General features: G+C 71.6%; 19 protein-coding genes and 1 rRNA gene. 14 read left to right on the top strand and 6 right to left on the bottom strand.

The window, feature by feature from the left end; all coding sequences use genetic code 11:
* Positions 1-111, top strand: a 5S ribosomal RNA gene (gene rrf / locus ACXN5W_RS23255); the annotation flags it as partial.
* Between the two features lie 100 nt (positions 112-211).
* Here the strand turns inward: rrf and ACXN5W_RS23250 are convergent.
* Positions 212-922, bottom strand: coding sequence for a hypothetical protein (locus tag ACXN5W_RS23250; protein ID WP_473160469.1), 711 nt, complete (start codon positions 920-922; stop codon positions 212-214).
* A 68-nt stretch (positions 923-990) separates the two neighbouring features.
* On the opposite strand from ACXN5W_RS23250, the gene ACXN5W_RS23245 reads away from it, so the two are divergent.
* The 5 genes from ACXN5W_RS23245 to ACXN5W_RS23225 all read left to right on the top strand — a co-directional run bounded on the left by ACXN5W_RS23245 (position 991) and on the right by ACXN5W_RS23225 (position 6,524).
* Positions 991-3,603: a valine--tRNA ligase gene (locus ACXN5W_RS23245; RefSeq protein WP_473160468.1), complete on the top strand. Its 2,613-nt coding sequence runs from the start codon at positions 991-993 to the stop codon at positions 3,601-3,603.
* Positions 3,604-3,783: 180 nt separating this feature from the next.
* The gene (locus ACXN5W_RS23240; RefSeq protein ID WP_473160474.1) at positions 3,784-5,055 is read left to right on the top strand and encodes a bifunctional folylpolyglutamate synthase/dihydrofolate synthase; all 1,272 of its coding nucleotides are present in this window, start codon (positions 3,784-3,786) and stop codon (positions 5,053-5,055) included.
* A complete protein-coding gene (locus tag ACXN5W_RS23235; protein ID WP_473160467.1) occupies positions 5,052-5,444 on the top strand; it encodes a DUF4233 domain-containing protein in 393 nt (130 codons plus the stop codon). Before ACXN5W_RS23240 ends, ACXN5W_RS23235 begins: the two co-directional genes overlap by 4 nt.
* Before the next feature lie 195 nt (positions 5,445-5,639).
* Positions 5,640-6,371, top strand: coding sequence for a dienelactone hydrolase family protein (locus ACXN5W_RS23230; protein ID WP_473160466.1), 732 nt, complete (start codon positions 5,640-5,642; stop codon positions 6,369-6,371).
* An 18-nt stretch (positions 6,372-6,389) separates the two neighbouring features.
* Entirely contained in the window at positions 6,390-6,524 is a 135-nt protein-coding gene (locus ACXN5W_RS23225; RefSeq protein ID WP_473160465.1) for a hypothetical protein, read from the top strand.
* A 15-nt stretch (positions 6,525-6,539) separates the two neighbouring features.
* On the opposite strand, the gene ACXN5W_RS23220 is transcribed toward ACXN5W_RS23225, so the two are convergent.
* The gene (locus ACXN5W_RS23220) at positions 6,540-8,135 is read right to left on the bottom strand and encodes a VOC family protein (RefSeq protein ID WP_473160464.1); all 1,596 of its coding nucleotides are present in this window, start codon (positions 8,133-8,135) and stop codon (positions 6,540-6,542) included.
* Positions 8,136-8,344: 209 nt separating this feature from the next.
* On the opposite strand from ACXN5W_RS23220, the gene ndk reads away from it, so the two are divergent.
* Entirely contained in the window at positions 8,345-8,770 is a 426-nt protein-coding gene (ndk, locus tag ACXN5W_RS23215) for a nucleoside-diphosphate kinase (protein WP_473160463.1), read from the top strand.
* Positions 8,771-8,795: 25 nt separating this feature from the next.
* Here the strand turns inward: ndk and sigJ are convergent, their stop codons facing one another.
* Entirely contained in the window at positions 8,796-9,731 is a 936-nt protein-coding gene (gene sigJ, locus ACXN5W_RS23210; RefSeq protein WP_473160473.1) for an RNA polymerase sigma factor SigJ, read from the bottom strand.
* Positions 9,732-9,787: 56 nt separating this feature from the next.
* Entirely contained in the window at positions 9,788-10,234 is a 447-nt protein-coding gene (locus tag ACXN5W_RS23205) for a carboxymuconolactone decarboxylase family protein (protein ID WP_473160462.1), read from the bottom strand.
* A gap of 472 nt (positions 10,235-10,706) precedes the next feature.
* Here ACXN5W_RS23205 and ileS point away from each other — a divergent pair, with 472 nt between their 5' ends.
* The gene (gene ileS / locus ACXN5W_RS23200) at positions 10,707-13,919 is read left to right on the top strand and encodes an isoleucine--tRNA ligase (RefSeq protein WP_473160461.1); all 3,213 of its coding nucleotides are present in this window, start codon (positions 10,707-10,709) and stop codon (positions 13,917-13,919) included.
* A gap of 160 nt (positions 13,920-14,079) precedes the next feature.
* Positions 14,080-14,763: a lysophospholipid acyltransferase family protein gene (locus ACXN5W_RS23195; protein ID WP_473160472.1), complete on the top strand. Its 684-nt coding sequence runs from the start codon at positions 14,080-14,082 to the stop codon at positions 14,761-14,763.
* A gap of 328 nt (positions 14,764-15,091) precedes the next feature.
* Here ACXN5W_RS23195 and ACXN5W_RS23190 read toward each other — a convergent pair whose 3' ends face one another.
* A complete protein-coding gene (locus ACXN5W_RS23190; protein WP_473160460.1) occupies positions 15,092-16,561 on the bottom strand; it encodes a cryptochrome/photolyase family protein in 1,470 nt (489 codons plus the stop codon).
* Between the two features lie 33 nt (positions 16,562-16,594).
* A complete protein-coding gene (locus ACXN5W_RS23185) occupies positions 16,595-18,073 on the bottom strand; it encodes a hypothetical protein (RefSeq protein WP_473160459.1) in 1,479 nt (492 codons plus the stop codon).
* A gap of 107 nt (positions 18,074-18,180) precedes the next feature.
* On the opposite strand from ACXN5W_RS23185, the gene ACXN5W_RS23180 reads away from it, so the two are divergent.
* The 5 genes from ACXN5W_RS23180 to rplU all read left to right on the top strand — a co-directional run bounded on the left by ACXN5W_RS23180 (position 18,181) and on the right by rplU (position 25,197).
* Positions 18,181-20,175 carry a TIGR03960 family B12-binding radical SAM protein gene (locus ACXN5W_RS23180; RefSeq protein ID WP_473160458.1) on the top strand — a complete coding sequence of 665 codons (1,995 nt, stop codon included), beginning with the start codon at positions 18,181-18,183 and terminating at the stop codon, positions 20,173-20,175.
* 87 nt (positions 20,176-20,262) lie between these two features.
* Positions 20,263-20,976 (top strand): TIGR03936 family radical SAM-associated protein, encoded by a 714-nt coding sequence (locus ACXN5W_RS23175; protein ID WP_473160471.1) that lies wholly within the window; start codon positions 20,263-20,265, stop codon positions 20,974-20,976.
* 143 nt (positions 20,977-21,119) lie between these two features.
* A complete protein-coding gene (locus ACXN5W_RS23170; protein ID WP_473160457.1) occupies positions 21,120-24,161 on the top strand; it encodes an Rne/Rng family ribonuclease in 3,042 nt (1,013 codons plus the stop codon).
* Between the two features lie 35 nt (positions 24,162-24,196).
* Positions 24,197-24,724 (top strand): hypothetical protein, encoded by a 528-nt coding sequence (locus ACXN5W_RS23165; RefSeq protein WP_473160456.1) that lies wholly within the window; start codon positions 24,197-24,199, stop codon positions 24,722-24,724.
* A gap of 158 nt (positions 24,725-24,882) precedes the next feature.
* Complete coding sequence (gene rplU / locus ACXN5W_RS23160; RefSeq protein ID WP_473160455.1) at positions 24,883-25,197, top strand: 50S ribosomal protein L21; 315 nt, start codon at positions 24,883-24,885, stop codon at positions 25,195-25,197.

The raw sequence follows: 25,197 nt of genomic DNA, 5'->3' as shown, positions 1-25,197 counted from the left end.
GGTTATAGCGGTGGGGAAACGCCCGGTCACATTCCGAACCCGGAAGCTAAGCCCACCAGCGCCGATGGTACTGCATCCGGGAGGATGTGGGAGAGTAGGACGCCGCCGGACTCAACATGGTTAAAGGGCCACCCCCAACAGGGGGTGGCCCTTTTCCGTTTGTACGCCCACCACGAGAGGCCCAGGTCCAACTCAGTCGCGGGACCGAAATCTAGTCGCGGGACTGAATCGTCGAACGAATCTGCTTGAGCAGCACCGCCGACTCCTCGACGCCCCGCCCGGGAAACATCGCCAGCGCCAGGCTGCCGTGATCGGCCCAACCGCACACCGCGAACGCGCTGCCGTCGACGGAGGTCGACCCGCACTTCATGGTGCCGCCCAACCCGCCGGCGTTGACCCGGTGCAGGCCCGTCACGGTGCCGGCCGAGTCGGTCAACAGCCGGAAGGCGCTGTCCAACTCCTTCTCGGGCTTCCACAGCAACGCCGTACCGCCAACCAGCAGCACGCTGCGGTGCGAATCGGCGGGGTCCCGGTAGGCGGCTCCGATGCTGCGGTCGAGTTGGATGTCGGCCGTCAACCCCGTACGCAGGTAGTCCACCGTGTCGGCGGCGCGGCTGCTGTCGTCCCGGGCCAGGCCGGCCACGGTGGTCGGGGTGCTCAGCACGGTGTTGCGTTGAGTGGCCATCTGCCAGGCCGTGGGTCCGACGACCGCCACGGCGGCGACGGCCGCGGTCAGCAGCCCACCGAACACCGCCTTCCGGCGTCTGGACCACGGTCGGTGCCCGGTTTCGGCCGTCGGTTCCAGATCCACGGCCTCGTCCCAACCCGCGTCTTCGACGCCCGCGACGGCAAGCGTGGAGACATCCACCGAAGGGTGCTCGTGCGCTGGTGGATCCCGGTCCGGAAACGGAAAGGCGGCCATGCCGCCACCGTACGCGAGCCGGTGGTGGTGCGCGTCAAGTCCGGTGGAGCGCTCCGTAGACTTTTGGGGTGACCGAGACTCCGAACTCTCCGCAGCCCACCGCACCGACCCTGCCCGCTCAGTACCAGCCGGGCGAGGTAGAACAGCGGCGGTACGAGCGGTGGGTATCGACGGGGGCCTTCCGGGCGTCGGCCGACAGCGCCAAACCGGCGTTCAGCATCGTCATCCCGCCGCCCAACGTCACCGGCGTGCTGCACATGGGGCACGCGCTCGACCACACGGTCCAGGACTCCCTGGTACGCCGCAGGCGGATGCAGGGATACGAGGCGCTGTGGCTGCCCGGGATGGACCACGCCGGCATCGCCACCCAGAACGTGGTGGAGCGGCAGCTCTCCACCGAAGGATTGTCCCGGCACGACCTGGGCCGGGACGGCTTCGTCGAGCGGGTCTGGCGGTGGAAGGCCGAGTCCGGTGGGGCGATCCTCGGCCAGATGCGCCGGCTCGGTGACTCGGTCGACTGGGACCGGGAGCGGTTCACCATGGACGAGGGGCTGTCCCGGGCCGTACAGACGATTTTCAAGCGGTTGTTCGACGACGGCCTGATCTACCGCGCGGAGCGCATCATCAACTGGTGCCCACGGTGCCTCACCGCGCTGTCGGACATCGAGGTGGAGCACACCGAGGACGAGGGCGAGCTGGTCTCGATCCGGTACAGCGACGAGGTCGTGGTGGCGACCACCCGGGCCGAGACGATGCTGGGCGACACGGCCGTGGCCGTGCACCCGGACGACGAGCGTTACCGCCACCTGGTGGGCACCGAGGTGGAGCTGCCGCTGACCGGTCGCCGGATCCCGATCGTGGCGGACGCGCACGTCGACCCGAGTTTCGGCACCGGCATGGTCAAGGTCACCCCCGCGCACGACCCCAACGACTTCGAGATCGGCCAGCGACACAACCTGCCGGCCCTGACGATCATGGACGAGCGCGGAGTGATCACCGCGCACGGACCGTTCGAGGGACTGGACCGGTTCGAGGCCCGGCCGGCCATCGTGGCCGCGCTGCGCGAGCAGGGCCGGGTCGTCGCCGAGAAGCGGCCCTACCTGCACTCGGTGGGGCACTGCTCCCGCTGCGGTACGACCGTCGAGCCGCGCCTGTCGCTCCAGTGGTTCGTCAACACCGACCCGCTGGCCCGGGCCGCCGGCGACGCCGTCCGGGACGGCCGGGTCCGGATCGAGCCGCCCGAGCTGGCCAAGCGCTACTTCGGCTGGGTCGACAACATGCACGACTGGTGCATCTCCCGGCAGCTCTGGTGGGGGCACCGCATCCCGGTCTGGTACGGCCCGGAGGGCCAGATCGTGTGCGTCGGCCCCGACGAGGAACCGCCGAGCGGGGCGGGCTGGCGGCAGGACGAGGACGTGCTGGACACCTGGTTCTCCAGCGCGCTGTGGCCGTTCTCCACGCTCGGCTGGCCCGAGCAGACGCCGGATCTCGCGAAGTTCTACCCGACCAGCGTGCTGGTCACCGGGTACGACATCCTGTTCTTCTGGGTGGCCCGGATGATGATGTTCGGGCTGTACGCGATGGACGGCCGGCAGCCGTTCGACGTCGTCGCACTGCACGGCATGGTCCGGGACGAGCACGGCAAGAAGATGTCCAAGTCGTTCGGCAACGTGGTGGACCCGCTGGACTGGATCGACCGGTTCGGCGCCGACGCCACCCGGTTCACCCTGGCCCGGGGCGCCAACCCGGGCGCGGACGTGCCGGTCAGCGAGGACTGGGTGCAGGGGTCGCGCAACTTCTGCAACAAACTGTGGAACGCCACCCGGTTCGCGCTGATCAACGGCGCCGACGCGGCGGGTCCGCTGCCCGAGCCGGCCGACCTCGGATCGGTGGACCGGTGGATCCTGTCCCGGTTGCAGCGGGTGATCGCCGAGGTCGACGAGCAGTTCGAGGCGTACGAGCTCGCCAAGGTCTGCGACGTGCTCTACCACTTCGCCTGGGATGACGTCTGCGACTGGTACGTCGAGCTGGCCAAGCCGGTGCTGGCCGCCGGCGGGGAGGCGGCCACCGTCACCCGCTGGGTGCTCGGACACGTGCTGGACCAGCTGCTGCGGCTGCTGCACCCGATCACCCCGTTCGTCACCGACGAGCTGTGGACCGCGTTGACCGGTGGGCAGACCGTACTGAACGCGCAGTGGCCGACCGGCGACCCGACCCGGATCGACCAGAAGGCCGAGGACGAGACCGTGGCGTTGCAGCGGGTGGTGACCGAGATCCGCCGGTTCCGGTCCGACCAGGGACTGCGGCCCACCCAGCGGGTCTCCGCCCGGATCGACGGGCTGGCCACGGCCGGCATCGCCGGGCACGAGCCGCTGATCCGTTCGCTGGCCCGGCTCGACGAGGCCGGCGACGGGTTCCAGGCCACGGCCACCCTCGCGGTGACCTCGGCCGTCACCGTCGGGCTCGACACCCGGGGTTCGATCGACGTGGCCGCCGAGCGGGCCCGGCTGACCAAGGACCGGACCGCCGCCGAGAAGGAACTCGCGCAGGCACGGGCGAAGCTCGACAACCCGGCGTTCGTGGCCAAGGCGCCGGAGGCGGTGGTCAACAAGATCAAGGATCGGCTGGCCGCCGCCGAGGCCGACCTGGCACGGGTCACCGCCGCCCTGGAGGTGCTGTGAGCGTGAGGAGATGGCCGGTTTTGCCAGCCCCGCAGTCGCGAACGGAAGGGGCGCTGTGAGCGTGAGGAGATGGCCGGTTTTGCCAGCCCCGCAGTCGCGAACGGAAGGGGCGCTGTGAGCGTGAGTGATTCCGAGTACGCGAAGGTCGAGGCGGAACTGGGCGCCCGGGGCTTCACCCGGATGGTGTTCGACCTGGGCCGCATCCAGGAACTGCTCGACCTGCTGGGCAGCCCGCAGCGGGCGTACCCGTCGATCCACCTGACGGGTACGAACGGCAAGACGTCCACGGCCCGGATGATCGACTCGTTGCTGCGGGCCTTCGGCCTGCACACCGGTCGGTACACCAGCCCGCACCTGGAGACCGTGCGGGAGCGGATCGCCCTGGACGGCGAGCCGGTGAGCGAGGAACGGTTCGTCGCCACGTACCGGGAGGTCGCCCCGCTCGCCGAACTGGTCGACCAGCGGGCCGACGAACCGTTGACGTACTTCGACCTGACCACCGCGCTGGCGTTCGCGACGTTCGCGGACGCCCCGGTGGAGGTGGCGGTCGTCGAGGTCGGCCTCGGCGGTGCCGAGGACGCCACGAACGTCATCGGCGCGGGCGTCGCCGTGATCACCCCGATCGGGCTGGACCACACCGAGTGGCTCGGTGACCGGATCGAGGACATCGCGCTGGCCAAGGCCGGGATCATCCACTCCGGCGCCACCGTGGTGACGGCCGCCCAGGAGGAGGAGGCCGCCCGGCCCATCCTGGAACGCTGCGTCGAGGTGGGCGCCACCGTCGCGCGCGAGGGCAGCGAGTTCGGGGTGCTGCGTCGGTCGGTCGCGGTGGGCGGCCAGGTGCTCAGCCTGCAGGGCCTCGGCGGGGTGTACGAGGAGGTCTTCGTACCGCTGCACGGCGCGCACCAGGCGCAGAACGCGGCCGTGGCCCTCGCCGCCGTCGAGGCGTTCCTCGGCGCGGGCGCCAGCCGGCAGCTGGACGTGGAGACCGTCCGGGAGGGGTTCGCGGCGGCCAGCTCGCCGGGCCGGCTGGAGCGGGTCCGGACGGCGCCGACGATCCTGCTGGACGGCGCGCACAACCCGCAGGGGATGGCGGCCACCGTGACGGCGCTGGCCGAGGAGTTCGCGTTCAGCCGGCTGGTGGCGGTGGTCGCGGTCCTGGCCGACAAGGATGCCGCCAGCATGCTGGAGCTGCTGGAGCCGGTGGTCGACTTCGTGGTGGTCACCCGGAACACCTCGCCGCGGGCGATGGGTCCCGAGGAGCTGGCCGAGATCGCCGCGGAGATCTTCGGCCCGGACCGGGTGGAGATCGCCGCCGAGATGCCGGACGCCATCGAGTCCGCCGTGGTACACGCCGAGACGGAGGTGGAGGGCGAGCTGAGCGGGGTCGGTGTCCTCATCACCGGCTCGGTGGTCACCGTGGCCGACGCACGCCGGCTGCTGAAGCGGTGAGCGACCCGGGACCGGGCGGGGAGCCGGAGAACCCCCGGCCGAGCGGGGAACGGCGGTCGGGGCTGCGTAATCCGGCCGCCGCCGCGCGCGGGCTGGGTGCCGCCACGTTGCTGCTGGAGGCGCTGATCCTGCTGCTGGCGATCCAACCGATCCGGGTGCTGGGCGGCCGGCTCAGCGGGGCCGCGCTGGGCTCGGTGGTCGCGCTGGCCGTGCTCGCGATCCTGATCGCCGGGCTGCTACGCCGGCCGTGGGCCTGGCACGCGGGGACGGCCATACAGGGACTGCTCATGCTGGCCGGTCTGCTGCACTGGTCGCTGCTCGTGCTCGGCCTGGTCTTCGCGCTCGTCTGGGGCTACGTCCTGCACGTACGTCGGGTGATCCTCAGCTAGTGCCGCGTCAGGCAACGTTCGCCCTGCCGGTATCCCACCCGGGCCAGGGTGGAGTCCTTCGTGATACGTTCCTGCCGCCGTGCACCGCCATGGACTGAGGAGGTGAGACCGATCAACGCTTTGACAGGTCGGGCCTCCCTCCCTCGCATGGCCTAGGGATCGCCCGCAGAGGCATCCCGAAAGGCATGAACCGCTATGCGCTTCATCTCTGAGACGTCGTTCGACGGCGTCCGCGAACAGCTCTTCACCCTCGACGAGATTCCTGGCGTGTTGTGGACGCCGGAAGGTGCCGTCACCACTCGTCCGCTCGTCTTGATGGGACACGGTGGCGGTCAGCACAAGAAGACCCCTGACGTCCTGGCTCGTGCACGCCGCTTCGTGACCAAATGCGGTTTCGCGGTCGTGGCGGTCGACGTTCCCGCCCATGGCGACCGGCCGAGGGTTGAGGAGTACGACCGGATCGCGACTGAGAACCAGGCTCGCGTGGAAGCCGGTGAAGAGTTGGCCCCGCTGATCGCCGGCTTCCAGGCGCTCGTAGCCCGCCAGACCGTGCCGGAATGGCGGGCGGTCCTGGACGCGGTTCAGCAACTCGAGCACGTTGGCGTCGGCCCGGTGGGCTACTGGGGGGTCTCGCTGGGATGCGGACTCGGTGTTCCGTTCGTCGCTGCCGAACCGCGGGTCCGCGCGGCGGTACTGGGCCTGGGCGGGGTGCTGGCGTCGGCCGAGGCCGCCGCGCGGATCACCGTCCCAGTAGAGTTCTTGATGCAGTGGGACGATGAGCGGGTGCCGCGGGTTCAGAGCCTGGCGCTGTTCGACGCCTTGGCCTCGGCCGAAAAAACGTTGCACGCCAACCCCGGCAAGCACGGCGAGATGCCGGCATTCGAGCTGGAGAGCACGCTGAGGTTCTTCGCCCGGCACCTCGGCTGAAGAGGCACCGGCTCAGTGGTGACATGGCGGCGGGCCCGGATGGTCCTGCGGTCCGCGAACAACGTCGAAATCGCCTACACACCGACGAACAGATCCTGGCTCAACCGCATCGAGGCCCAGTTCACCGCCCTGCGCTACTTCACCGTCGGATGAGCCCCGGCGGGAGCGTCAGCGTGGTTCCGGCACGGGGGTGCGTTCCGCCGGCCGCTCGCGCCACTGGGTCAGCGCGATACCGTGCCCGTCGGGATCGCGGAACGCCGCCGCCACCAACTCGGTCCGGCGTCCCCGGTTGACCACCCGGGGGGCGTAGGTGAAGCGCACACCCTTCGCCCGGAGCTGCTGGTAGGTCGCCTCGACGTCGCCGACGTCCAGGTTGAGGTGTACCAACCGGCGGTTCACCGGTGCCACCTCCGGGATGGCCCGGATCACCAGGCGGGTGCCGCCGGAGGCGAGCACGGCGTTGCCCTCTCCGCCGTCGAGCTCCCGGAAGCCGAGTTTGTCCCGGTAGAACGACACCGACCGGTTGAGGTCGGTGACCAGCAGCGTCACCCCGACGCCGCTGATCGGCCCGCCGTCCGGCTCGGCACCGGCCGGATCGCCGCCCGCACCCGAGGGGGGTACGGCGATGAGGTCGGGCGCCGACGGGTCAACCAGCGGTTCCGGTCCCGCGTCCCGGTCGGGCCCCGCGTCCCGGTCCGGCACCCCGGGTCCGTCGGTTTCCGGGTGGCGCGAGCCGGTGGCGGTCCGGGCCGGACCCGGGTCGTCGATCGGCAGATCGAGGTCGAATTCCAGATCGTCGGCCGGCGGTGACGGCTTCGGCACGGCCGGACCGGTGGCTCCCGCGCTCGGCGTACCGGCGCCGGGGTTATCGGCCCGGCCGGGAGCGGCGGGGTCGCTCCGGTCGGACCCGGCACTGCCGGCCGGATCGGGCCTGGCAGCCTCGGACGGTGCGACCCCCGGTGTGACATGGTCCGCCGGGTCGTCAGCCGCGGTCCCGCGCGGGTCAGCCGGGTGCTCAGCGTGATCGGCCGGGTCGCCCGGGTGCTCAGCGTGGTCGGCCGTCGCGTCGGCGTACGGCTGGGGGTGCTGGCTCGGCCGGCGGGGCAGCGGCGCCGACGGGGGCTCGACCAGGGTGCCCTCCAGGACCAGCGCGCCCCCCGGCCCCTGACGCACCACGACCGGGTCCCCGCGCAACGCGCCGAGATCATCGGTGAGGTCGGCGGTGTCCGGATCGCCGAACGGATGGTCGTCCGGATCGCGCCGCAGCCACGGCGGAGGTTCCTGATCGATCAGCAGTTCGTCGTCGCGACCACCGAACCCGGCGTACTCGTCGGGCAGGTCCGGCTGGGCGGCGGCCTCGGCGTGGGTCGGCATCTCGTCCCAGAGGATCCGGACGTGTCGCTGGTCGTCGATGGCGACCCGGACCGGAAGCAGCTGGCCGGGCGTGGGCCACTTCGCCACCGGCACCCGTGGGTCGATCACCTTCACCGACCGGGCCGGGAGTCCGGGGGCGTCGATGACGATCTGGAGCTCACAGCGGCCGAAGGCGTACGCGGCCGGCGGCTCGGAGACCTGGTGGACCTGGGCGAAGCCGGTCACCCAGGCGCGTGAGCCGGTCCGCACGGCGGTGACCGCGACCAGTCCGACCGCGAGCGCCAGCAGGGCGCCACCGAGAGCGACGATGGCCCAGCTGGTCATCCCCGCGCCGAACAGGATCACGAAGGTGGCCACGGTACCGAGAACCGCGGCGATGAGCTTGCGCACGGGTGCGACTTCCCGGCGACCGTTCGCCACTGTGGACCTCCCTGGTTGATGCCAGGCTAGGCCCGCCGCGCCAGGAATGAAAAGACCAGCGCGGCGCGGCGGACTGCCGGTGACGACGCCGCCACGCCCGCCGTACGCCCGCAACGGACCCCTCGGTACGCTGACCGCACTGTCTTCGTAATGACCTTAGTGGTGACCGGGAGGAATTCGTGGCGACCAGCAGCTCGGACGAGCGCTCGCTCGTACTGATCAAGCCCGACGCGGTGCGGCGCGGCCTGATCGGCGAGATCCTCGGCCGTCTGGAGCGCAAGGGCCTGGTCATCGAGGCGATGGTGCTGCGCGAGATGGACGGGCAGCTCGCCGACACGCACTACGCCGAGCACGTGGACAAGGCGTTCTACCCGCCGCTGCGGCAGTTCATGACCTCCGGCCCGCTGGTGGCGCTGGTCGTCTCCGGCGATCAGGTGATCGAGGTGATCCGCGGGCTCGTCGGCGCCACCGATGGACGGCGCGCGGCGGCCGGGACGATCCGGGGCGACCTGTCGCTGTCGAATCGCGAAAACCTGGTACACGCCTCCGACTCGCCGGACAGCGCCAAGCGCGAGATCGCGCTCTGGTTCCCCGACCTCAGCTGAGGGTTCCCGGCTCCGGTCCCCGGCCTCAGCTGAGGGTTCCCGGGGTCTCCAGTCTGCGGAGTTTGTCCGGGTTCGCCACCAGGTAGAGGCCAGTGATCCGGCCATTCGCGGCGCCGATCGTGAGCAGGTACGTCGGCCCGCCCGGTCGCTCGACGAGCACCGCCGGTTGCCCGTTCACGGTGTGCCACCGGCTGTGCGGTGTGGGCCGGTGCGGGCCGAGGATGCCGGTGCAGAACCGGATCACCCGCTCGGCCCCGACCACCGGTTTGCGGGCCGCCTTCGTCCGGCCGCCGCCGTCACTCCACGCCGTGACGTCGGTGGCGAGCAACTCGGTCAGCCGGTGCAGGTCCCCGTGCTGCGCCGCCGCCAGGAACGCCACCAGCAGGCGTTCCTGCTCCGCCGGGCCGGCGTTGAACCGGGCCCGGTCCCGCCCGAGCCGGGCCACCGCCCGGTGGTGCAGCTGGCGGCAGTCCGGCACGGTCCGGTCGATGATCTCGGCGATTTCCGGGTACGGCAGGTCGAACGCGGTGTGCAGCAGGTAGACGGCCCGCTCGGTGGGAGTCAGCCGCTCCAGCAGATGCAGCAGGGCGATCCCGAGGGTCTCGCGTTGCTCGGCCCGGTCAGCGGGGCCGGGCGCCGCCCGGTCCGTCGGCACCGGTTCGGGCAGCCACGGACCCACGTACGTCTCCCGGCTCGCCTGCCGGGCGCGGAGCCGGTCGATCGCCAGCCGGCTGACCACCCGGGTCAGGTAGCGGCGTGGTTCCCGCACGGCCGCCCGGTCAGCGCCCAACCACCGCAGGTACGCCTCCTGGAGGACGTCCTCGGCGTCGTCGCGGCTGCCGAGCATCCGGTAGGCCAGGCCGAGCAGCAGCGGCCGGTACATGGTCAGCGTCCCGGCAGCCGCCGCCTCACCCGGGCGGGTTTCCGCCGGACCCGCCCACTCCGGGCGGTCAGGCTTGATCCCTTCGTGGTCGGGCCCGGCGGAAACCTCTGACTCCACTGCCGCGTGGGCAGGCGTCACACCTCGGCCGGGGGCTGGGAGTGGGAGGTGACAGCGATCCGGTTCCACACGTTGATTGTGCAGATCGCGATCACCAGATCGGCCAGTTCCCGCTCCGACCAGTGCTTGCTGGCGTTCGCCCAGACATCATCCGGAACACCGTGCTCGCCGAGCCGGGTGACCGCGTCGGTCAGGTCGAGCGCGGCCCGCTCCCGCTCGTTGAAGAACGGTGCCTCCCGCCAGGTGGAAACCGCGAACAGCCGCCGGCTCGACTCGCCGGCCGCCAGCGCGTCCCGGGTGTGCATGTCCACACAGAAGGCGCAGCCGTTGATCATCGACGCCCGAATCTTGACCAGCTCCAGCACCGTGTGGTCGACGTTCTCGCGGACGTACCTTTCCAATCCCTGCACCGCCCGGAACCCCTCGGGGGCCACCGTCGCGAGGATCATCCTGGGACTCGTCATGTCCTTCTCCTGTCTCGATCCGACACCGGTACGACGGTGGGCCGGTTTCGCCGCGTGACAACGTGACGTTGTGACGGTGGTCATGTCCAACCGCTCGCGGCCGGGGGTGCCGGGTGCGCGCCGATCCGGCCGGGTCGCCGCCCGGCACGCTGAGCGGGGCGTTAAGCGGGGGCCCCTGCTATACCGAAAGCGATAACAGGGGGCCCTTCCTTTCCGGCGGGGCGGGCGGGGCGGGTACGCTGGGACGCGGACAGGCGATGACCCGGCCATCACCGGTGAGCCTCCGGAAGAAAGGGCGTCCGCGCCCGAGTAGAACCGGACGGGTCCGGCCCGTGACAGCCGGTCAACGAGCGGGCGGTCGAACACGATCGCCAAGCGGGGTGGTACCGCGGGTCCGTGGCGCGCCGGCAGGGCGCACCGGGGCTCGTCCTCGCGGAGCAGGCACGGGCAGCTTCGCACGAGGAGAGCGGGAATGGCATATCCCCTGCACGACCACAGCGCCGCCGGCGTACCGGCGAGCCCCGACCTGCCGGCGGTCGAGCGCGGCGTGCTGGACTACTGGGCCGCCGACAAGACCTTCGAGGCCAGCGTCGAGGCCCGGCCGGCGTCCGGCCGGCGACCGGAAACCGACGGCGGCGCCATCGGTCGCGACACCGGCGCCGCCGACAACGAGTACGTCTTCTACGACGGCCCGCCGTTCGCCAACGGCCTGCCGCACTACGGCCACCTGTTCACCGGGTACGTCAAGGACCTCGTGCCGCGCTACCAGACCATGCGCGGCCGGCGGGTGGAGCGCCGGTTCGGCTGGGACTGCCACGGCCTGCCCGCCGAGGTGGTCGCCGAGAAGCAACTCGGGATCACCAGCAAGGCCGAGATCGTCGACCTCGGCGTGGCGACGTTCAACGACGCCTGCCGGCGGTCGGTGCTGGAGTTCACCCAGGACTGGGAGCGGTACGTCACCCGGCAGGCCCGCTGGGTGGACTTCGCCAACGACTACAAGACGCTCGACCTGAACTACATGGAAAGCGTCATGTGGGCCTTCAAGACCCTGCACGACAAGGGTCTGGTCTACGAGGGCTTCCGGGTGCTGGCGTACTGCTGGCGGTGCGAGACCCCGCTGTCGAACACCGAGACCCGGATGGACGACGTGTACCGGGACCGGCACGACCCGACGCTGACCGTCTGGTTCGAGCTGCCCGCCGACGAGGCCGCGCCCGAACTGGTCCGCGGGCCGGTCAAGCTGGGCGTCTGGACCACCACCCCGTGGACCCTGCCGTCCAACCTCGCCCTCGCGGTCGGGCCCGACATCGAGTACGCGGTGCTGGAGCGCCGGGCCGAGGGTGAGCCGGCCGGGCAGCGGTACGTGGTGGGCGCCGCGCGGGTCGAGGCGTACGCGAAGGAACTGGCCGACTACGAGCGGGTCGGCACGGTGTACGGCCGGGACCTGGTCGGACGCCGCTACAACCCGCTGTACGACTTCCTGGTCGAGCGGGCCGGGGAGAACGCGTACCAGGTGCTCGGCGCGGACTTCGTGACCACCGAGGACGGCACCGGGATCGTCCACCTGGCCCCGGCGTTCGGCGAGGACGACCAGAACGTCTGCACCGCCGCCGGCATCCCGACGATCGTGACGGTCGACGACCACACCCGGTTCACCTCGCTGGTGCCGCCGTTCCAGGGCGAGCAGGTCTTCGACGTCAACAAGCCGGTGATCCGGCAGCTCAAGGAGCGGGGGGTGGTGCTGCGGCAGGACACCTACACCCACTCGTACCCGCACTGCTGGCGCTGCGACACCCCGCTGGTCTACAAGGCGGTGTCGTCGTGGTTCGTGGCCGTGACGAAGTTCCGGGACCGGATGGTCGAGCTGAACCAGCAGATCAACTGGACCCCGGGGCACATCAAGGACGGTTCGTTCGGCAAGTGGCTGGCCGGCGCCCGGGACTGGTCGATCAGCCGGAACCGGTTCTGGGGCTCGCCGATCCCGGTGTGGCGGTCCGACAACCCCGAATACCCCAGGATCGACGTGTACGGCTCGCTGGCCGAACTGGAACGGGACTTCGGGGTACGGCTCAGCGACCTGCACCGGCCGGCGGTCGACGAGCTGACCCGGCCGAACCCGGACGACCCGACGGGCCGGTCCACGATGCGCCGGGTGCCGGAGGTGCTGGACTGCTGGTTCGAGTCCGGCTCGATGCCGTTCGCCCAGGTCCACTACCCGTTCGAGAACCGGGACTGGTTCGAGGACCACTATCCGGGCGACTTCATCGTGGAGTACATCGGCCAGACCCGGGGCTGGTTCTACACCATGCACGTGCTGGCCACCGCGCTGTTCGACCGGCCGGCCTTCCGCAACTGCCTCAGCCACGGCATCCTGCTCGGCTCCGACGGTCGGAAGATGTCCAAGAGCCTGCGCAACTACCCGGACGTCTACGGCGTCTTCGAGTCGTACGGCTCGGACGCCATGCGCTGGATGCTGATGTCGTCGCCGGTGCTGCGTGGCGGGGACATGCCGGTCAAGGAGGAGGGTGTCCGGGACGCGGTACGGCAGGTGCTGCTGCCGCTGTGGAACGTCTGGTACTTCTTCTCGCTCTACGCCAACGCCGAGGGGTACACCGCCAACCGTCGGGTGGATTCGGATCACCTGCTCGACCGGTACGTGCTGGCCAAGACCCGCGAGCTGGTCGCGACCACGCAGGCGCAGCTCGACGCGTACGACATCTCCGGCGCCTGCGCCACGGTCCGGGCCTTCCTGGACGCGCTGACCAACTGGTACGTCCGCCGCTCCCGGGACCGGTTCTGGTCCGGGGACCGGGCCGCCTTCGACACCCTCTACACGGTGCTGGAGACGGTGTGCCGGGTGGTGGCCCCGCTGGCGCCGCTCACCACCGAGGAGATCTGGCGGGGACTCACCGGCGAACGGTCCGTGCACCTGACCGACTGGCCGGTGGCCGACGGGTTCCCGGCCGACCCGGAACTGGTCGCCGCCATGGACGCCGTCCGGGAGGTCTCCTCGGCCGCGCTGTCGCTGCGCAAGGCGCACCGGCTGCGGGTCCGGCTGCCGCTGTCCCGGCTCGTGGTGGCCACCGCGACGGCGGATCGGCTGCGCCCGTTCGCCGACCTGGTCGCCGACGAGGTCAACGTGAAGGCCGTCGAGTTCACCACCGAGCTGGCCGACCACTGCCAGCAGGTGCTGACCGTGGTGCCCCGGGCGCTCGGCCCCCGCGTCGGCAAGCAGGTGCAGGCCGTGATCAAGGCGGTCAAGGCCGGCGACTGGCAGCTCGTCGACGGCGCACCGGTGGCCGCCGGGGTGACCCTGGCCGAGGGGGAGTACGAGCTGCGGCTGGTGGCCGCCGACGCCGAGCACTCCGCGCCGCTGCCCGCCAACGCCGGGGTGGTGGTGCTGGACACCGCGGTGACCCCCGAGCTGGCCGCCGAGGGCTTGGCCCGGGACGTCGTACGGGTGGTGCAGCAGGCCCGCCGGGACGCGGACCTGGACGTGTCCGACCGGATCGAGGCGCGGCTGACCGCCGGGCCGGAGATCCGCGCGGCCGTCGAGCGGCACCGTGACTTCGTGGCCCGGGAGGTTCTGGCCGACGCGGTGGTCCTCGTCGACGACGGCCTCGACGGCTTCGTCGGCGAGGCCGGGGACGGCGAACGGGTCGTGGTGGCGGTCCGCCGGGTCTGACCCGGGTCCGCCGGCCGGGGCGCGGTGGCCGGGAGTGGCGCGTCCATCCTTCGGGTATCCCGGAAGGTGGACGCCATAACCGGCTCATCGGTGGACGGACCACCGGGGGCGTCCGCTACCGTGTTCCCGCCTGATGTCCCGTGACCGAGTCGGAGGATCCGTGCCGCTGCTCTACTCCATCGGCAAGCTGACCGTGGGCAACAGCATGCGTCTGGCCTGGCGGCCCACCGTCGAGGGCCTGGAGAACGTGCCCACCACCGGTGGGGCGATCTTCGCGGGTAACCACCTGTCGGTGGCCGACGAGCTGTTCCTCGGCTCCGTGGTGCCCCGGCACCTCGCCTTCTGGGCCAAGTCCGACTACTTCACCGGCACCGGGTTCAAAGGCTGGGTGTCGAAGTTCGTGCTGACCGGCCTCGGCGCCATTCCGGTCGAGCGGGCCGGTGGCCGCGCCGCGCTGTCCGCGTTCGACTCGGCGATTCCGGTGCTCAAGTCGGGCGATCTGGTGGTGGTCTACCCGGAGGGCACCCGCTCCCCGGACGGCCGGCTCTACCGGGGACGGACCGGCGCGGCCCGGCTGGCGCTGGCCGCCGGGGTGCCGATCATCCCGGTCGGGGTGACCGGCACCGAGAAGGTCCAGCCGATCGGCAAGCGGTTGCCGAAACTCGGCGTCAAGGGCGTGGTGGTCCGGTTCGGCAAACCGCTGCACTTCGCCGGCCGCTCCGACGACCGGACCTCGCTGCGGGCCATGACCGACGAGGTGATGGCCGAGATCCAGCGGTTGACCGGCCAGGAGTACGTGCCGCGTTACGCGCCACGCCGGGCGGAGCCGGAGACCGGGGCCTGATCTGATCGGGGTGTGGGTCGCGCTGGGCTGATCGGGGTGTGGGTCGCGCCGGGCTGATCGGGGTGTGGGTCGCGCCGGGCCCGCCCACTCTGGGCGGTCAGGCTTGATCCCGTCGTGGGCGGGCCCGGCGCGACCCACCCGCGCGTCTGGTCCGGTCGGGTTTGATCTTGGCGTGGATGGGCTCGGCGCGACCGACCTGCGCGGTTGGTCCGGTCGGGTTTGATCTCGGTGCGGATGGGCTCGGCGCAGCCTGTGTCAGTGGGCTGATCCGGTCGGGTTTGAGGTCGTGGTGGGTGGGGGTCTGGCGCGGCCGTTGGCGCGCTGGTGGTCACGGGGGGCTGTCGCCGCGTTTTTTCTCCTGCGCCTTGATCTCGTCGACGTCCCGGAGCCGGTCGAGCTGGTTGAGGGATCGGGCCATCCCGTTCGGGGGCAGCAGGCTGCGCATCCGGTCCAGGAAGACCCAGTACCCGGCCGTGTAGGGGCACGCCTTCGCGCCGACCCGGCGTCGGGGGTCGTACCGGCAGCCGCCGCAGTAGTCGCTCATCCGGTTGATGTACGCGCCACCCGAGGCGTACGGCTTGGTGGTCGTGCGACCCAGATCGGCGTACTGGCTCATGCCGATCACGTTGACCGTCATCACCCACTCGTACCCGTCCACGAAGCAGCGCTGGAACCAGTCCGCCAGCTCGCTCGGCCGCCAGCCGCGTTGCAGGGCGTAATTTCCCAGCACCATGAGCCGGGGGATGTGGTGTACCCAGCCGCGGTCCCGGACCCCGGCCAGCACGTCGGACAGGCACCGCGCGTCGACCGCGTCGGCGTCCAGGTTGTCCCACCAGGCCGGGACGGAACGCTTGGTGACCAGCCGGTTGCTGCTCCGGTAGCCGGCGTCGAAGTACCAGTAGAGGTTCCAGATGAAGTCGCGCCACCCCAGCAGTTGCCGAATGAAGCCCTCGGCGCTGGTCAGTGAAACCGACCGGTCCCGGTACGCCCGCTCGGCCGCCCGGACCGCCTCCAGCGGGTCCAACAGCCCGAGGTTGAACGACGAGGACAGCGCCGAGTGCGTCATGAACGGGTCACCGGCCAGCATCGCGTCCTCGTACGGTCCGAAGCTCGCCAACCGGTGTTCGACGAAGTGGTCCAGCCGGGCCGTCGCCTCGGCCCGGGTGGCCGGAAACAGCCGTGGCCCGTCCCGACCGACGAACCGGATCCCCTCCGCCGCCCACCTGTCGAGGTCACGACGGACCTCCGTGTCGATCTCGTCCTCCTGGATCGGCGGCGGCGCGGGTACGTCCAGCCGGTCGGTCCGCCCGGGTGGCGGCTCCCGGTTGCCGGCGTCGAGGCTCCACCGGCCGCCCTCGGGCCGGTCCCCGGTCACCAGGACCCGGTGGTGCAGCCGGGCGAAGCGGTAGAAGTCGTCCAGCCGGAGCGTGCCGCGTCGGGTGTCGGCCCAGCCGGCGAAGTCGTCCAACGCGGTGCCGAAGCCCCGGGGCGGCAGCATGGTCACCCGGTCGAGACCCTGCACGAAGACGCGGGCCCGCCGGGACGTCGGGTGGCAGACGTCCACCGCCTCGGCCACCCCGCGCAGCCCGTCCCGGTAGGTTTCGGCCCGCACGTACCGGGCCTGGTCGCCGAGTTCGACGGCCCGGTGACGTAGCGCGGAGAGCACGAGGTGGGCCTTCTGCCGGTGGAAGGCCCGGCGCCGGAAGACCGCCTTGGACTCGATGAGCAGCACCGGCTGGTCGCGATCGTCGAGGAAGTGTGGCCCGAGCTGGTCCGCGAACAACCACCGCCGTGACATTTTGGGATTATTCCCCAAGTGGGACGTTTCCGCCTACCCCCGGCGCACGATCGTCGATCGCAACAATTCCAGCAACTTGGCGCTGTCTGGTATGTCCCGGCCGGTGAACAGCCCGGTGCCCAGGCTGCCGTGGTCGGCCCAGCTGCACAGCACGATGTCAACCTCTTCGGCCTGCCCGACGCCGCACCGCAGTTGCTCCCCGGACTCCTCGGCGGGGACCGAGGTCACCTCGCGCAACCCGTAGGGCTCGGTCAGCCGGCTGACCTCGTCGGTCACGTCCTGCTTCGGGCTGACCCGGAAGCCGGTCACCCCGAAGATGATCACCTGTTTGCCGTCCGACCCCGAGTACAGCCCGGAGAAGGTCTGCTCGGCGAACGTGTGTGCGGTCCGCATGTCCTGCTCGAACTGCCGGCTGGCCCGCTGGCTCGCCTCGTCGTCCCGCAGGGTCAGATCGGCCACCTCGGTCGGCACCGTGGCGGTCGCCGGATACTGCTGCCAGACGGGCCGCCCGAAGTAACCCGGACAGACACAGCAGCAGGCGACCAGGAGCAGGCCGAACAGCCAGGGCCAGCGGCGACGACGGCGTACCGGGACGTACCCGGTGGGTGGGTTTCCGCCCGGTGTCGGCTCGGGCTGCCGGTCGTGGCGCCGCGACCGGCGTCGTTCCCGGGTGGGTGCCGGTGGCGCCGAGCCGGCCGGCCCGGCGGGTCCGCTCGGCGACCGAGGGCCACGCGGCCCGATCGGCGGGTACGGCGTGGCCGGCACCGCCGGTCGATGGGCCGGAACGGCCGGGGGCACCGGGGTACCACCGGCCACGACCCGCCGGTGCGACGGGTGCGCCGCCGGTCCGGCGGATCCGGCCGGCAGCGCCGCCGGTCCGGCGGATCCGGCCGGTGGCGCGGGCGGGCGCGGCGCCGGCAGCGCGGGCGGTCCGGCGGACCTGGCCGGTGGCGCGGGCGGGGGCGGCGCCGGCAAGCTGGGTGGCTGGGCCGGCGGCAGCGGGTACGGGCGGGTCGGCGCCGGAGGGAACGCCGCTGGCCAGGGCTCCGGATATCCGCTGATCGGGGCGGCGTCCGCCCACGGATCCACCGGCTCCTGGTTCTCCAGCTCGGCCCGTTCCTCGCCGGGCAGTTCCAGGGTGGGGTTGAGCGGTTCGGGCGACGAGCCGGGCTGGATCTCCTCGCTGGCCAGCCAGCGACGCCGCCTGGCACTGGGCGACGGCACCGGCGCCGAGCCCGTCCAGCGCGGGGGCACGACATCGGTCGCCGGCTCGGCGGCCCCGTCGGCGGCTGGAGGTTCACCGGTGGTCGGGGGTTCGGCAGCGGCTGGAGGTTCGGCGGTGGGCGGGGGTTCGGCGGTGGTCGGGGGTTCGGCGGGCGGCGGTTCGGCGGTGGCGTCCGGTGCCCCGGCCGGTTGCTCGGCCGCGACGGCTGGCGGGTCGACCGGTGCGGCGTCGGTCGGGTCGTCGGCCCGGTCCACCGGCTCGCTCGCGCCCCGCTGCGGCTCGGGCATCGCTGGCACCCTCCTCTCGGCCGGTACGAGGTTAGTACCGGCCGGCCACCGTCGGGGTGCCCGCGCGGTGGGCGACGGTCCGGGGCCGGCGCGTACCCTAGGGCATCATGAGCGTCGCACCCACCGCCGCGGCACCCTCCGCGGCCAACTCCGTCTGGCCCCAGCTTGAGCCGCTGCTTCCGCAGGTCAGCAAGCCGATCCAGTACGTGGGCGGGGAGCTGGGCGCGGTGGTCAAGGACTGGGCCGCCACGACCGTCCGCTGGGCGCTGATGTACCCGGACGCCTACGAGGTCGGCCTGCCGAACCAGGGCGTGCAGATCCTCTACGAGGTGCTCAACGAGCTGCCCGACGTGCTGGCCGAGCGGACGTACGCGGTCTGGCCGGACCTGGAGCGGCTGATGCGCGCGCACGGGGTGCCGCAGTTCACCGTCGACGCGCACCGGGCGGTACGCGACTTCGACCTGTTCGGCGTCTCGTTCTCCACCGAGCTGGGCTACACGAACCTGCTCACCGCGATCGACCTGGCCGGCATTCCGCTGCTGGCCGCCGACCGGGGCGACGAGCACCCCGTGCTGATCGCCGGTGGGCACGCCGCGTTCAATCCCGAGCCGATCGCCGACTTCATCGACGCCGCCGTGCTGGGCGACGGCGAGGAGGCGGTGCTGGAGATCACCGACATCGTCCGGGCCTGGAAGGCGGAGGGTTCGCCGGGCGGCCGGGACGAGTTGCTGCTGCGGCTGGCCCGTACCGAGAGCGTCTACGTGCCGCGCTTCTACGACGTGGACTACCTGCCCGACGGGCGGATCCAGCGGGTCGTGCCGAACCGGCCGGATGTGCCGTTCCGGGTACACAAGCGCACGACGATGGACCTGGACGCCTGGCCGTACCCGAAGAAGCCACTGGTGCCGCTGGCCGAGACGGTCCACGAGCGGTACGCCGTGGAGATCTTCCGCGGGTGCACCCGGGGCTGCCGGTTCTGCCAGGCCGGCATGATCACCCGCCCGGTCCGGGAGCGCTCGATCACCACGGTCGGCCAGATGGTGAAGGAAGGGCTGGAATACTCCGGCTTCTCCGAGGTGGGCCTGCTGTCGCTCTCCTCAGCCGACCACAGCGAGATCGGCGACATGTGCTCCGGCCTGGCCGAACAGTACGCGGGCACCAACGTCTCGCTGTCGCTGCCGTCGACCCGGGTGGACGCGTTCAACATCGACCTGGCCCAGGAGTTGTCCCGCAACGGCCGGCGCACCGGGTTGACCTTCGCACCCGAGGGCGGCTCGGAGCGGATCCGCAAGGTCATCAACAAGATGGTGTCGAAGGAAGACCTGATCCGTACGGTCGTCACCGCGTACACCAACGGCTGGCGGCAGGTGAAGCTCTACTTCATGTGCGGCCTGCCCACCGAGACCGACGAGGACGTCCTCGAGATCGCCGACATGGCGCACGAGGTGATCCGCGCGGGTCGGGCGGCCACCGGTTCCCGGGACATCCGCTGCACCGTCTCCATCGGGGGCTTCGTCCCGAAGCCGCATACTCCGTTCCAGTGGGCGTCGATGGCTCGCCCGGAGGTCATCGACCACCGGCTCAAACTGCTCAAGCAGGCGATAAACGCCGACCGGTCGCTGGGCCGGGCCATCGGCTTCCGCTACCACGACGGGGAACCGTCGCTGATCGAGGGACTGCTGTCCCGGGGCGACCGTCGGGTGGGCGCGGTGATCCGTCGGGTCTGGGAGGACGGCGGCCGGTTCGACGGCTGGAGCGAGCACTTCTCCTACCAGCGTTGGGTGGACGCGGCGGCGGAGGTGCTGCCGGCGTACGGGGTGGACCTCGACTGGTACACCTCCCGGGAGCGGGACGAGCTTGAGGTACTGCCCTGGGACCACCTGGACTCCGGGCTGGACAAGGACTGGCTCTGGCAGGACTGGCAGGATTCGCTGAGCGAGTACGAGCAGGACGACTGCCGGTGGACGCCGTGCTTCGACTGCGGCGTCTGCCCAGCGATGGACACCGAGATCCAGATCGGTCCCACCGGCCGGAAGCTGCTGCCGCTCACCCCGGTGAGCGGAACCGGCCTGCGCGTGCCCGCCGCCGGCCACACCCACTGACGAGGCACACCCACCGACGAGGAGCGCACCATCGCCAGAAAGCCTCAACCCGAGGGCGGTCAGGCGCCGGTCGTACAGCGGATCCGGATCCGGTACGCCAAGCGCGGGCCGCTCCGGTTCACCTCGCACCGCGACTTCGCCCGGGCCTTCGAGCGGGCGCTGCGCCGCGCCGGCGTGCCCATCGCGTTCTCCCAGGGTTTCACCCCGCATCCCAAGATCTCCTACGCCAGCGCGGCGCCCACCGGCGTCGCCAGTGAGGCGGAGTATCTGGAGATCGGGCTGCGGATGCCGGTCGCCCCGGCGGAGTTGCGGGTGGCGCTGGACGCCGCGCTGTCACCCGGGTTGGACATCCTCGACGCGGTGGAGGCGACCGGCGGCAGCCTGGCGGACCGGATCCAGGCGTCCCGGTGGCGGCTGGAACTTCCGGGAGTGGCGTCGACCACTCTGCGTGGCGCGGTGGAGAAATTCCAAGCGGCCGGGGAGATTCCGGTCGAACGGCTCACCAAGCAGGGACGTCGGACCTTTGACGCGCGCGGCGCGGTGATAAGCATCGATGTGATCGAGGAGAACGACACTCCTTCCGAGGTCACAGCCGTACCATGTGCGATACTCGACCTGGTGGTTCGGCAGGTCACTCCTACCGTTCGACCCGATGACGTCCTGTCCGGCCTCCGCGTGGTGGCCGACCTGGAGCCGCCGGCGCCGCCTCGCGCTACCCGGCTGGCTCAGGGCACGTTGACCGCGCAGGCCGAGATCGTGGATCCGTTGGACGCGGATCGCGACTCAGGTAGTCATCGCTGAACACCGGCCCACCACGGCCAGTGCCCAGGTAGCCAGACTTCGACGGTCCGTGCGTCTTGACGGTGCCGCCGGAAACAACTTTGCGGCGACCCTGCGTGGCAGCGCTCACCCGCGCCCGGGGAAGCCAGAACTGGAGATCGTCCATGCTCGAGAACGAGCCAGCGGGCGGGGAACGGACCGGCGTCGAGCCGGCCGATACCGCCGACACGAACAACACCGGTGCCACGGCCCCGAGCCTGGGGTCCGGTGATCCCGAAGCGGCTCCGCCCGCGCCGGTCAAGCGGGTCCGGGCCACCCGACGGCGGACCGCCGCCCAGGTGACCGAACCGGCCCAGGTGGAGGCGCCGGTCGAGGCGCCGAGCGTCGCCGGGACCGTCAGCGGCGAGGCGCCAGCGGCCGAGGTGCTCGCCCCGACGGCCGGCGACACCGGTCCGGCCCCCACCACGGCACGGCGCCGCCGGAAGGCGACCACCGCGACCAGGTCGACCCCGGCCGCCGCCGAGCAGCCCGCCGGGTCCGGCGAGCCGACCGAGGCCCCGAGCACCGGGGCCGGTGCCGGTCCGGTCGCCCCGGAACCGGACACCGGTGCCGAGTCCGTCACCGTCGAACCGGTGGCCACCGAGCCGGCAGCCGTCGAACTGGCCCCGGTGAAGGCGACCCGGTCGCGCCGGCGCAAGGCCGTACCCCCGTCGGAGACCGCCACCGAGCGGCCGGAAGCCGCGGCCGCGGACCAGCCGGTGTCCGGGGCCGTCCCCGCGGTCGAGCCGGTCGGCCCGGCGGCCCCGCCGGTTCCGGCGGACGCGGTCGGCGGGCCCGACCTCGGCAACCTGGCTGCGGAGCCGGCCGCCGAGCCGGCTCCGGAGCGGACCACTCGGCGGCGCCGTTCGGCGCTGTCCGCGCCGGCCGTCCTGTTCATGGCCCCCGAGCCCGAGGTGCCGCAGCCGGCGCCCGTGGCCAGCGAACCACCCGCCGTGGTGGACGAGCCGGCGGCCGAGGAGCCCACGGAGACCGCCGAGCCCGGCCGGCGTCGGCGGCGCGGCCGGCGCGGCACGGAGGTCGTGGAACCGGTCGAGCCGGAGCCGGAGCCGGAGGCGATCGAGGTCGTCGCGGTGGAGCCCGGCGAGCCAGAGGGTGACGAGGACGACGAGGACGACGACGAGGCGAGTGCCCGCCGGCGCCGGCGGCGGGGTCGCCGGGGCCGGGGTCGGGGCAAGGGCCCGACCGACGAGGCCGACGACGAGGCCGAGGAGCCAGCCGCGACCGACGGCGGTGACGAGGCGGAGGATGAGGCCGAGACCGAGGTCGAGGCCGAGGGCGGCGAGGCACTGACCCGCCGGCGTCGGCGGCGGCGCCGCAAGGGCGCCAGCGACGCCGACGGTGCCGTCGAGGACGGCGTCCCGACCGTGGTCAAGATCCGCGAGCCACGCAAGGCGGTCGACGAGGTCCAGGGGGTCTCCGGCTCGACGCGGCTGGAGGCCAAGCGGCAGCGCCGCCGGGACGGTCGCGAGCAGCGCCGGACCCGGCCGCCGATCCTGAGCGAGTCCGAGTTCCTGGCCCGCCGCGAGGCGGTCGACCGGGTCATGGTGGTACGCGAGCGCGGCGACCGGATGCAGATCGCCGTGCTGGAGGACGGGGTGCTGGTCGAGCACTACGTCAGCCGCAACTCCTCCGGGACCATGGCCGGCAACGTGTACCTCGGCAAGGTCCAGAACGTGCTGCCCAGCATGGAGGCGGCGTTCATCGACGTCGGACGCGGCCGCAACGCCGTGCTGTACGCGGGCGAGGTGAACTGGGACACCACCGGCCTGGAGGGACGGGCCCGCTCGATCGAGCAGGCCCTCAAGTCCGGCGACTCGGTCCTGGTGCAGGTCACCAAGGACCCGATCGGGCACAAGGGCGCCCGGTTGACCAGCCACATCGCCCTCTCCGGGCGGCACCTGGTCTACGTCCCGAACGGCAACGCGTCCGGGATCAGCCGCAAGCTGCCGGACACCGAGCGCAAGCGGCTACGGGACATCCTCAAGAAGCTCGTGCCCGACGGCGCCGGGGTGATCGTGCGGACCGCCGCGGAAGGGGCCAGCGAGGACGAGCTGGCCCGGGACATCAAGCGGTTGCAGGCGCAGTGGGAGGACATCCAGGCCAAGGCCGTCCAGGGCGGTGCGCCGGTGCTGCTCTCCGAGGAGCCCGACCTGGTGATCCGGGTCGTCCGGGACCTGTTCAACGAGGACTTCCGGGATCTGGTCGTGGAGGGGGAGAACGCCTACGGGCTGGTCGAGTCGTACCTCGGCCAGGTTTCGCCGGATCTGGTCGCCCGGCTACGCCGGCACACCGGGACCGGGGACGTCTTCGCCGAGCACCGGATCGACGAGCAGATCCTCAAGGGCCTCGACCGCAAGGTCTTCCTGCCCTCCGGCGGCCATCTGGTGATCGACCGCACCGAGGCGATGACGGTGGTCGACGTGAACACCGGCAAGTACACCGGTGCGGGCGGCAACCTGGAGGAAACGGTCACCCGGAACAACCTGGAGGCGGCCGAGGAGATCGTCCGGCAGCTACGGCTGCGCGACCTCGGCGGCATCATCGTGATCGACTTCATCGACATGGTCCTCGAGTCGAACCGGGAGCTGGTGTTGCGCCGGCTCACCGAGTGCCTGGGCCGGGACCGCACCAAGCACCAGGTCACCGAGATCACCTCGCTGGGCCTGGTGCAGATGACCCGCAAGCGGATCGGCGCGGGCCTGCTGGAGGCGTTCAGCGAGACCTGCGACTGCTGCAAGGGACGGGGCGTGATCATCCACACCGACCTGGTTCCCGAGAAGGGCCGCTCAGGTGCGGGGGACAAGGTCAAGGCCGTCGCCTCGGCCGGGTCCACCGAGACCGACGGCGGCACCACCGGACGTCGTCGGGGCCGCCGGGGTGGCACCGCCGAACCGGCGACGGTGGTCAGCGAGATCGAGGTCGTCGACGAGGACGACACGATGGGCTACGACCTGTCCCGGTACGAGAACGACGTACCCGAGGCGCCGGCCATCGAGGATGCCCGGGAGGCCGAGCCGATGCGGCTGACCAGCGCCGACGACCCCGATGCGCGGGACGATTCGGACACCGAGGAGTCGGGTGAGGGCGGCGGTCTCGGGCGGCGCCGGTCCCGCCGCGGCGGCACCCGACGACGTACCCGACCCTGACCGGGCCCGGATCTCCTCACCCTCGGGAGCGTGCGATGCGACGCCTGCTGGTGGCCACGGCCGTCGGTGCGGCCCTGCTGGTCACCGCCGGCTGTGCCGGTGACCGGGAACCGACCGCCGGGCCCAGCGCCCTGGTCAGCTCCGGTGGGGCGGTAACCGCCCCACCGGCCAGCATCGGCGCCCCCACCGGTACGGCGATCCCGACGGGTCCGTCCGAGACGACGACCGCCGGCGGCAACGCGCCGCAGGTGTGCTCGTCAGCCGTCTCGGCGGGCTCGGAGGCGGCCGTGACCTTCGTCAACGAGCTGTCCAAGCAGTTGCAGGCGGCCAGCGACGGCGACGCGAAGACGGCCGACGCGGCGAAGCGGAGGGCGCAGGCGGCGCTCACCGGCTGGGCCGCCGCGCTCAAGCAACAGGCCGACCGGGCCACCGATCCACGGCTGAAGGCCGCGTTGGCCGACGTGAGTGCCGAGGTGGCGACCCTCAAACCGGACGTACAGCGCCTGGACCAGACGAAACTCGACCAGCTCCAGCGTCGGGTCGACATGCTCTGCGGCGGCTGACCGGTGACCCGGTTTGGGCTCGGCGACCGGCATGGCGTACCCTTGCCTGCGGCGCACTTTTGTGCGCTGAGTTCTCGCGTGCCCGCAGCCGCACCCCGTGGCGAGTCGCCGTGAGCAACTATCCGTCAGCATCCTCAACGACAGGGAGTCCGCGTCCGATGTACGCGATCGTCAAGACCGGCGGCAAGCAGTACAAGGTCGCCGAGGGCGACGTGATCGAGGTCGAGAAGCTCGCCGGCCAGCCCGGTGACGCGGTGACGCTGACCGCGGTGCTCCTCGTCGACGGTGACGACCTGGTGACCGACGCGGCCAAGCTCGCCGATGTCGCGGTGTCCGGCGAGATCGCCGCGCACACCAAGGGCCCGAAGATCCGGATCCACAAGTTCAAGAACAAGACCGGCTACCACAAGCGTCAGGGTCACCGTCAGCCGCTGACCAAGATCAAGGTAACCGGCATCTCCAGCGGAAAGTAA

The organism is Plantactinospora sp. A48 (assembly GCF_055793945.1).
This window is presented reverse-complemented; position numbering and strand designations above follow the sequence as displayed.

What these genes read in the sequence shown, in the direction of transcription:
- ACXN5W_RS23170 (WP_473160457.1), top strand. Translation starts at nt 21,120, where the DNA reads ATGCTCGAGAACGAGCCAGCGGGCGGGGAACGGACCGGCGTCGAGCCG.
- ACXN5W_RS23240 (WP_473160474.1), top strand. Translation starts at nt 3,784, where the DNA reads ATGGTGTTCGACCTGGGCCGCATCCAGGAACTGCTCGACCTGCTGGGC.
- ACXN5W_RS23230 (WP_473160466.1), top strand. Translation starts at nt 5,640, where the DNA reads ATGCGCTTCATCTCTGAGACGTCGTTCGACGGCGTCCGCGAACAGCTC.
- ileS (WP_473160461.1), top strand. Translation starts at nt 10,707, where the DNA reads ATGGCATATCCCCTGCACGACCACAGCGCCGCCGGCGTACCGGCGAGC.
- ACXN5W_RS23180 (WP_473160458.1), top strand. Translation starts at nt 18,181, where the DNA reads ATGAGCGTCGCACCCACCGCCGCGGCACCCTCCGCGGCCAACTCCGTC.
- ACXN5W_RS23165 (WP_473160456.1), top strand. Translation starts at nt 24,197, where the DNA reads ATGCGACGCCTGCTGGTGGCCACGGCCGTCGGTGCGGCCCTGCTGGTC.
- ACXN5W_RS23205 (WP_473160462.1), bottom strand. Translation starts at nt 10,234, where the DNA reads ATGACGAGTCCCAGGATGATCCTCGCGACGGTGGCCCCCGAGGGGTTC.
- rplU (WP_473160455.1), top strand. Translation starts at nt 24,883, where the DNA reads ATGTACGCGATCGTCAAGACCGGCGGCAAGCAGTACAAGGTCGCCGAG.
- ACXN5W_RS23190 (WP_473160460.1), bottom strand. Translation starts at nt 16,561, where the DNA reads ATGTCACGGCGGTGGTTGTTCGCGGACCAGCTCGGGCCACACTTCCTC.
- ACXN5W_RS23250 (WP_473160469.1), bottom strand. Translation starts at nt 922, where the DNA reads ATGGCCGCCTTTCCGTTTCCGGACCGGGATCCACCAGCGCACGAGCAC.
- ACXN5W_RS23185 (WP_473160459.1), bottom strand. Translation starts at nt 18,073, where the DNA reads ATGCCCGAGCCGCAGCGGGGCGCGAGCGAGCCGGTGGACCGGGCCGAC.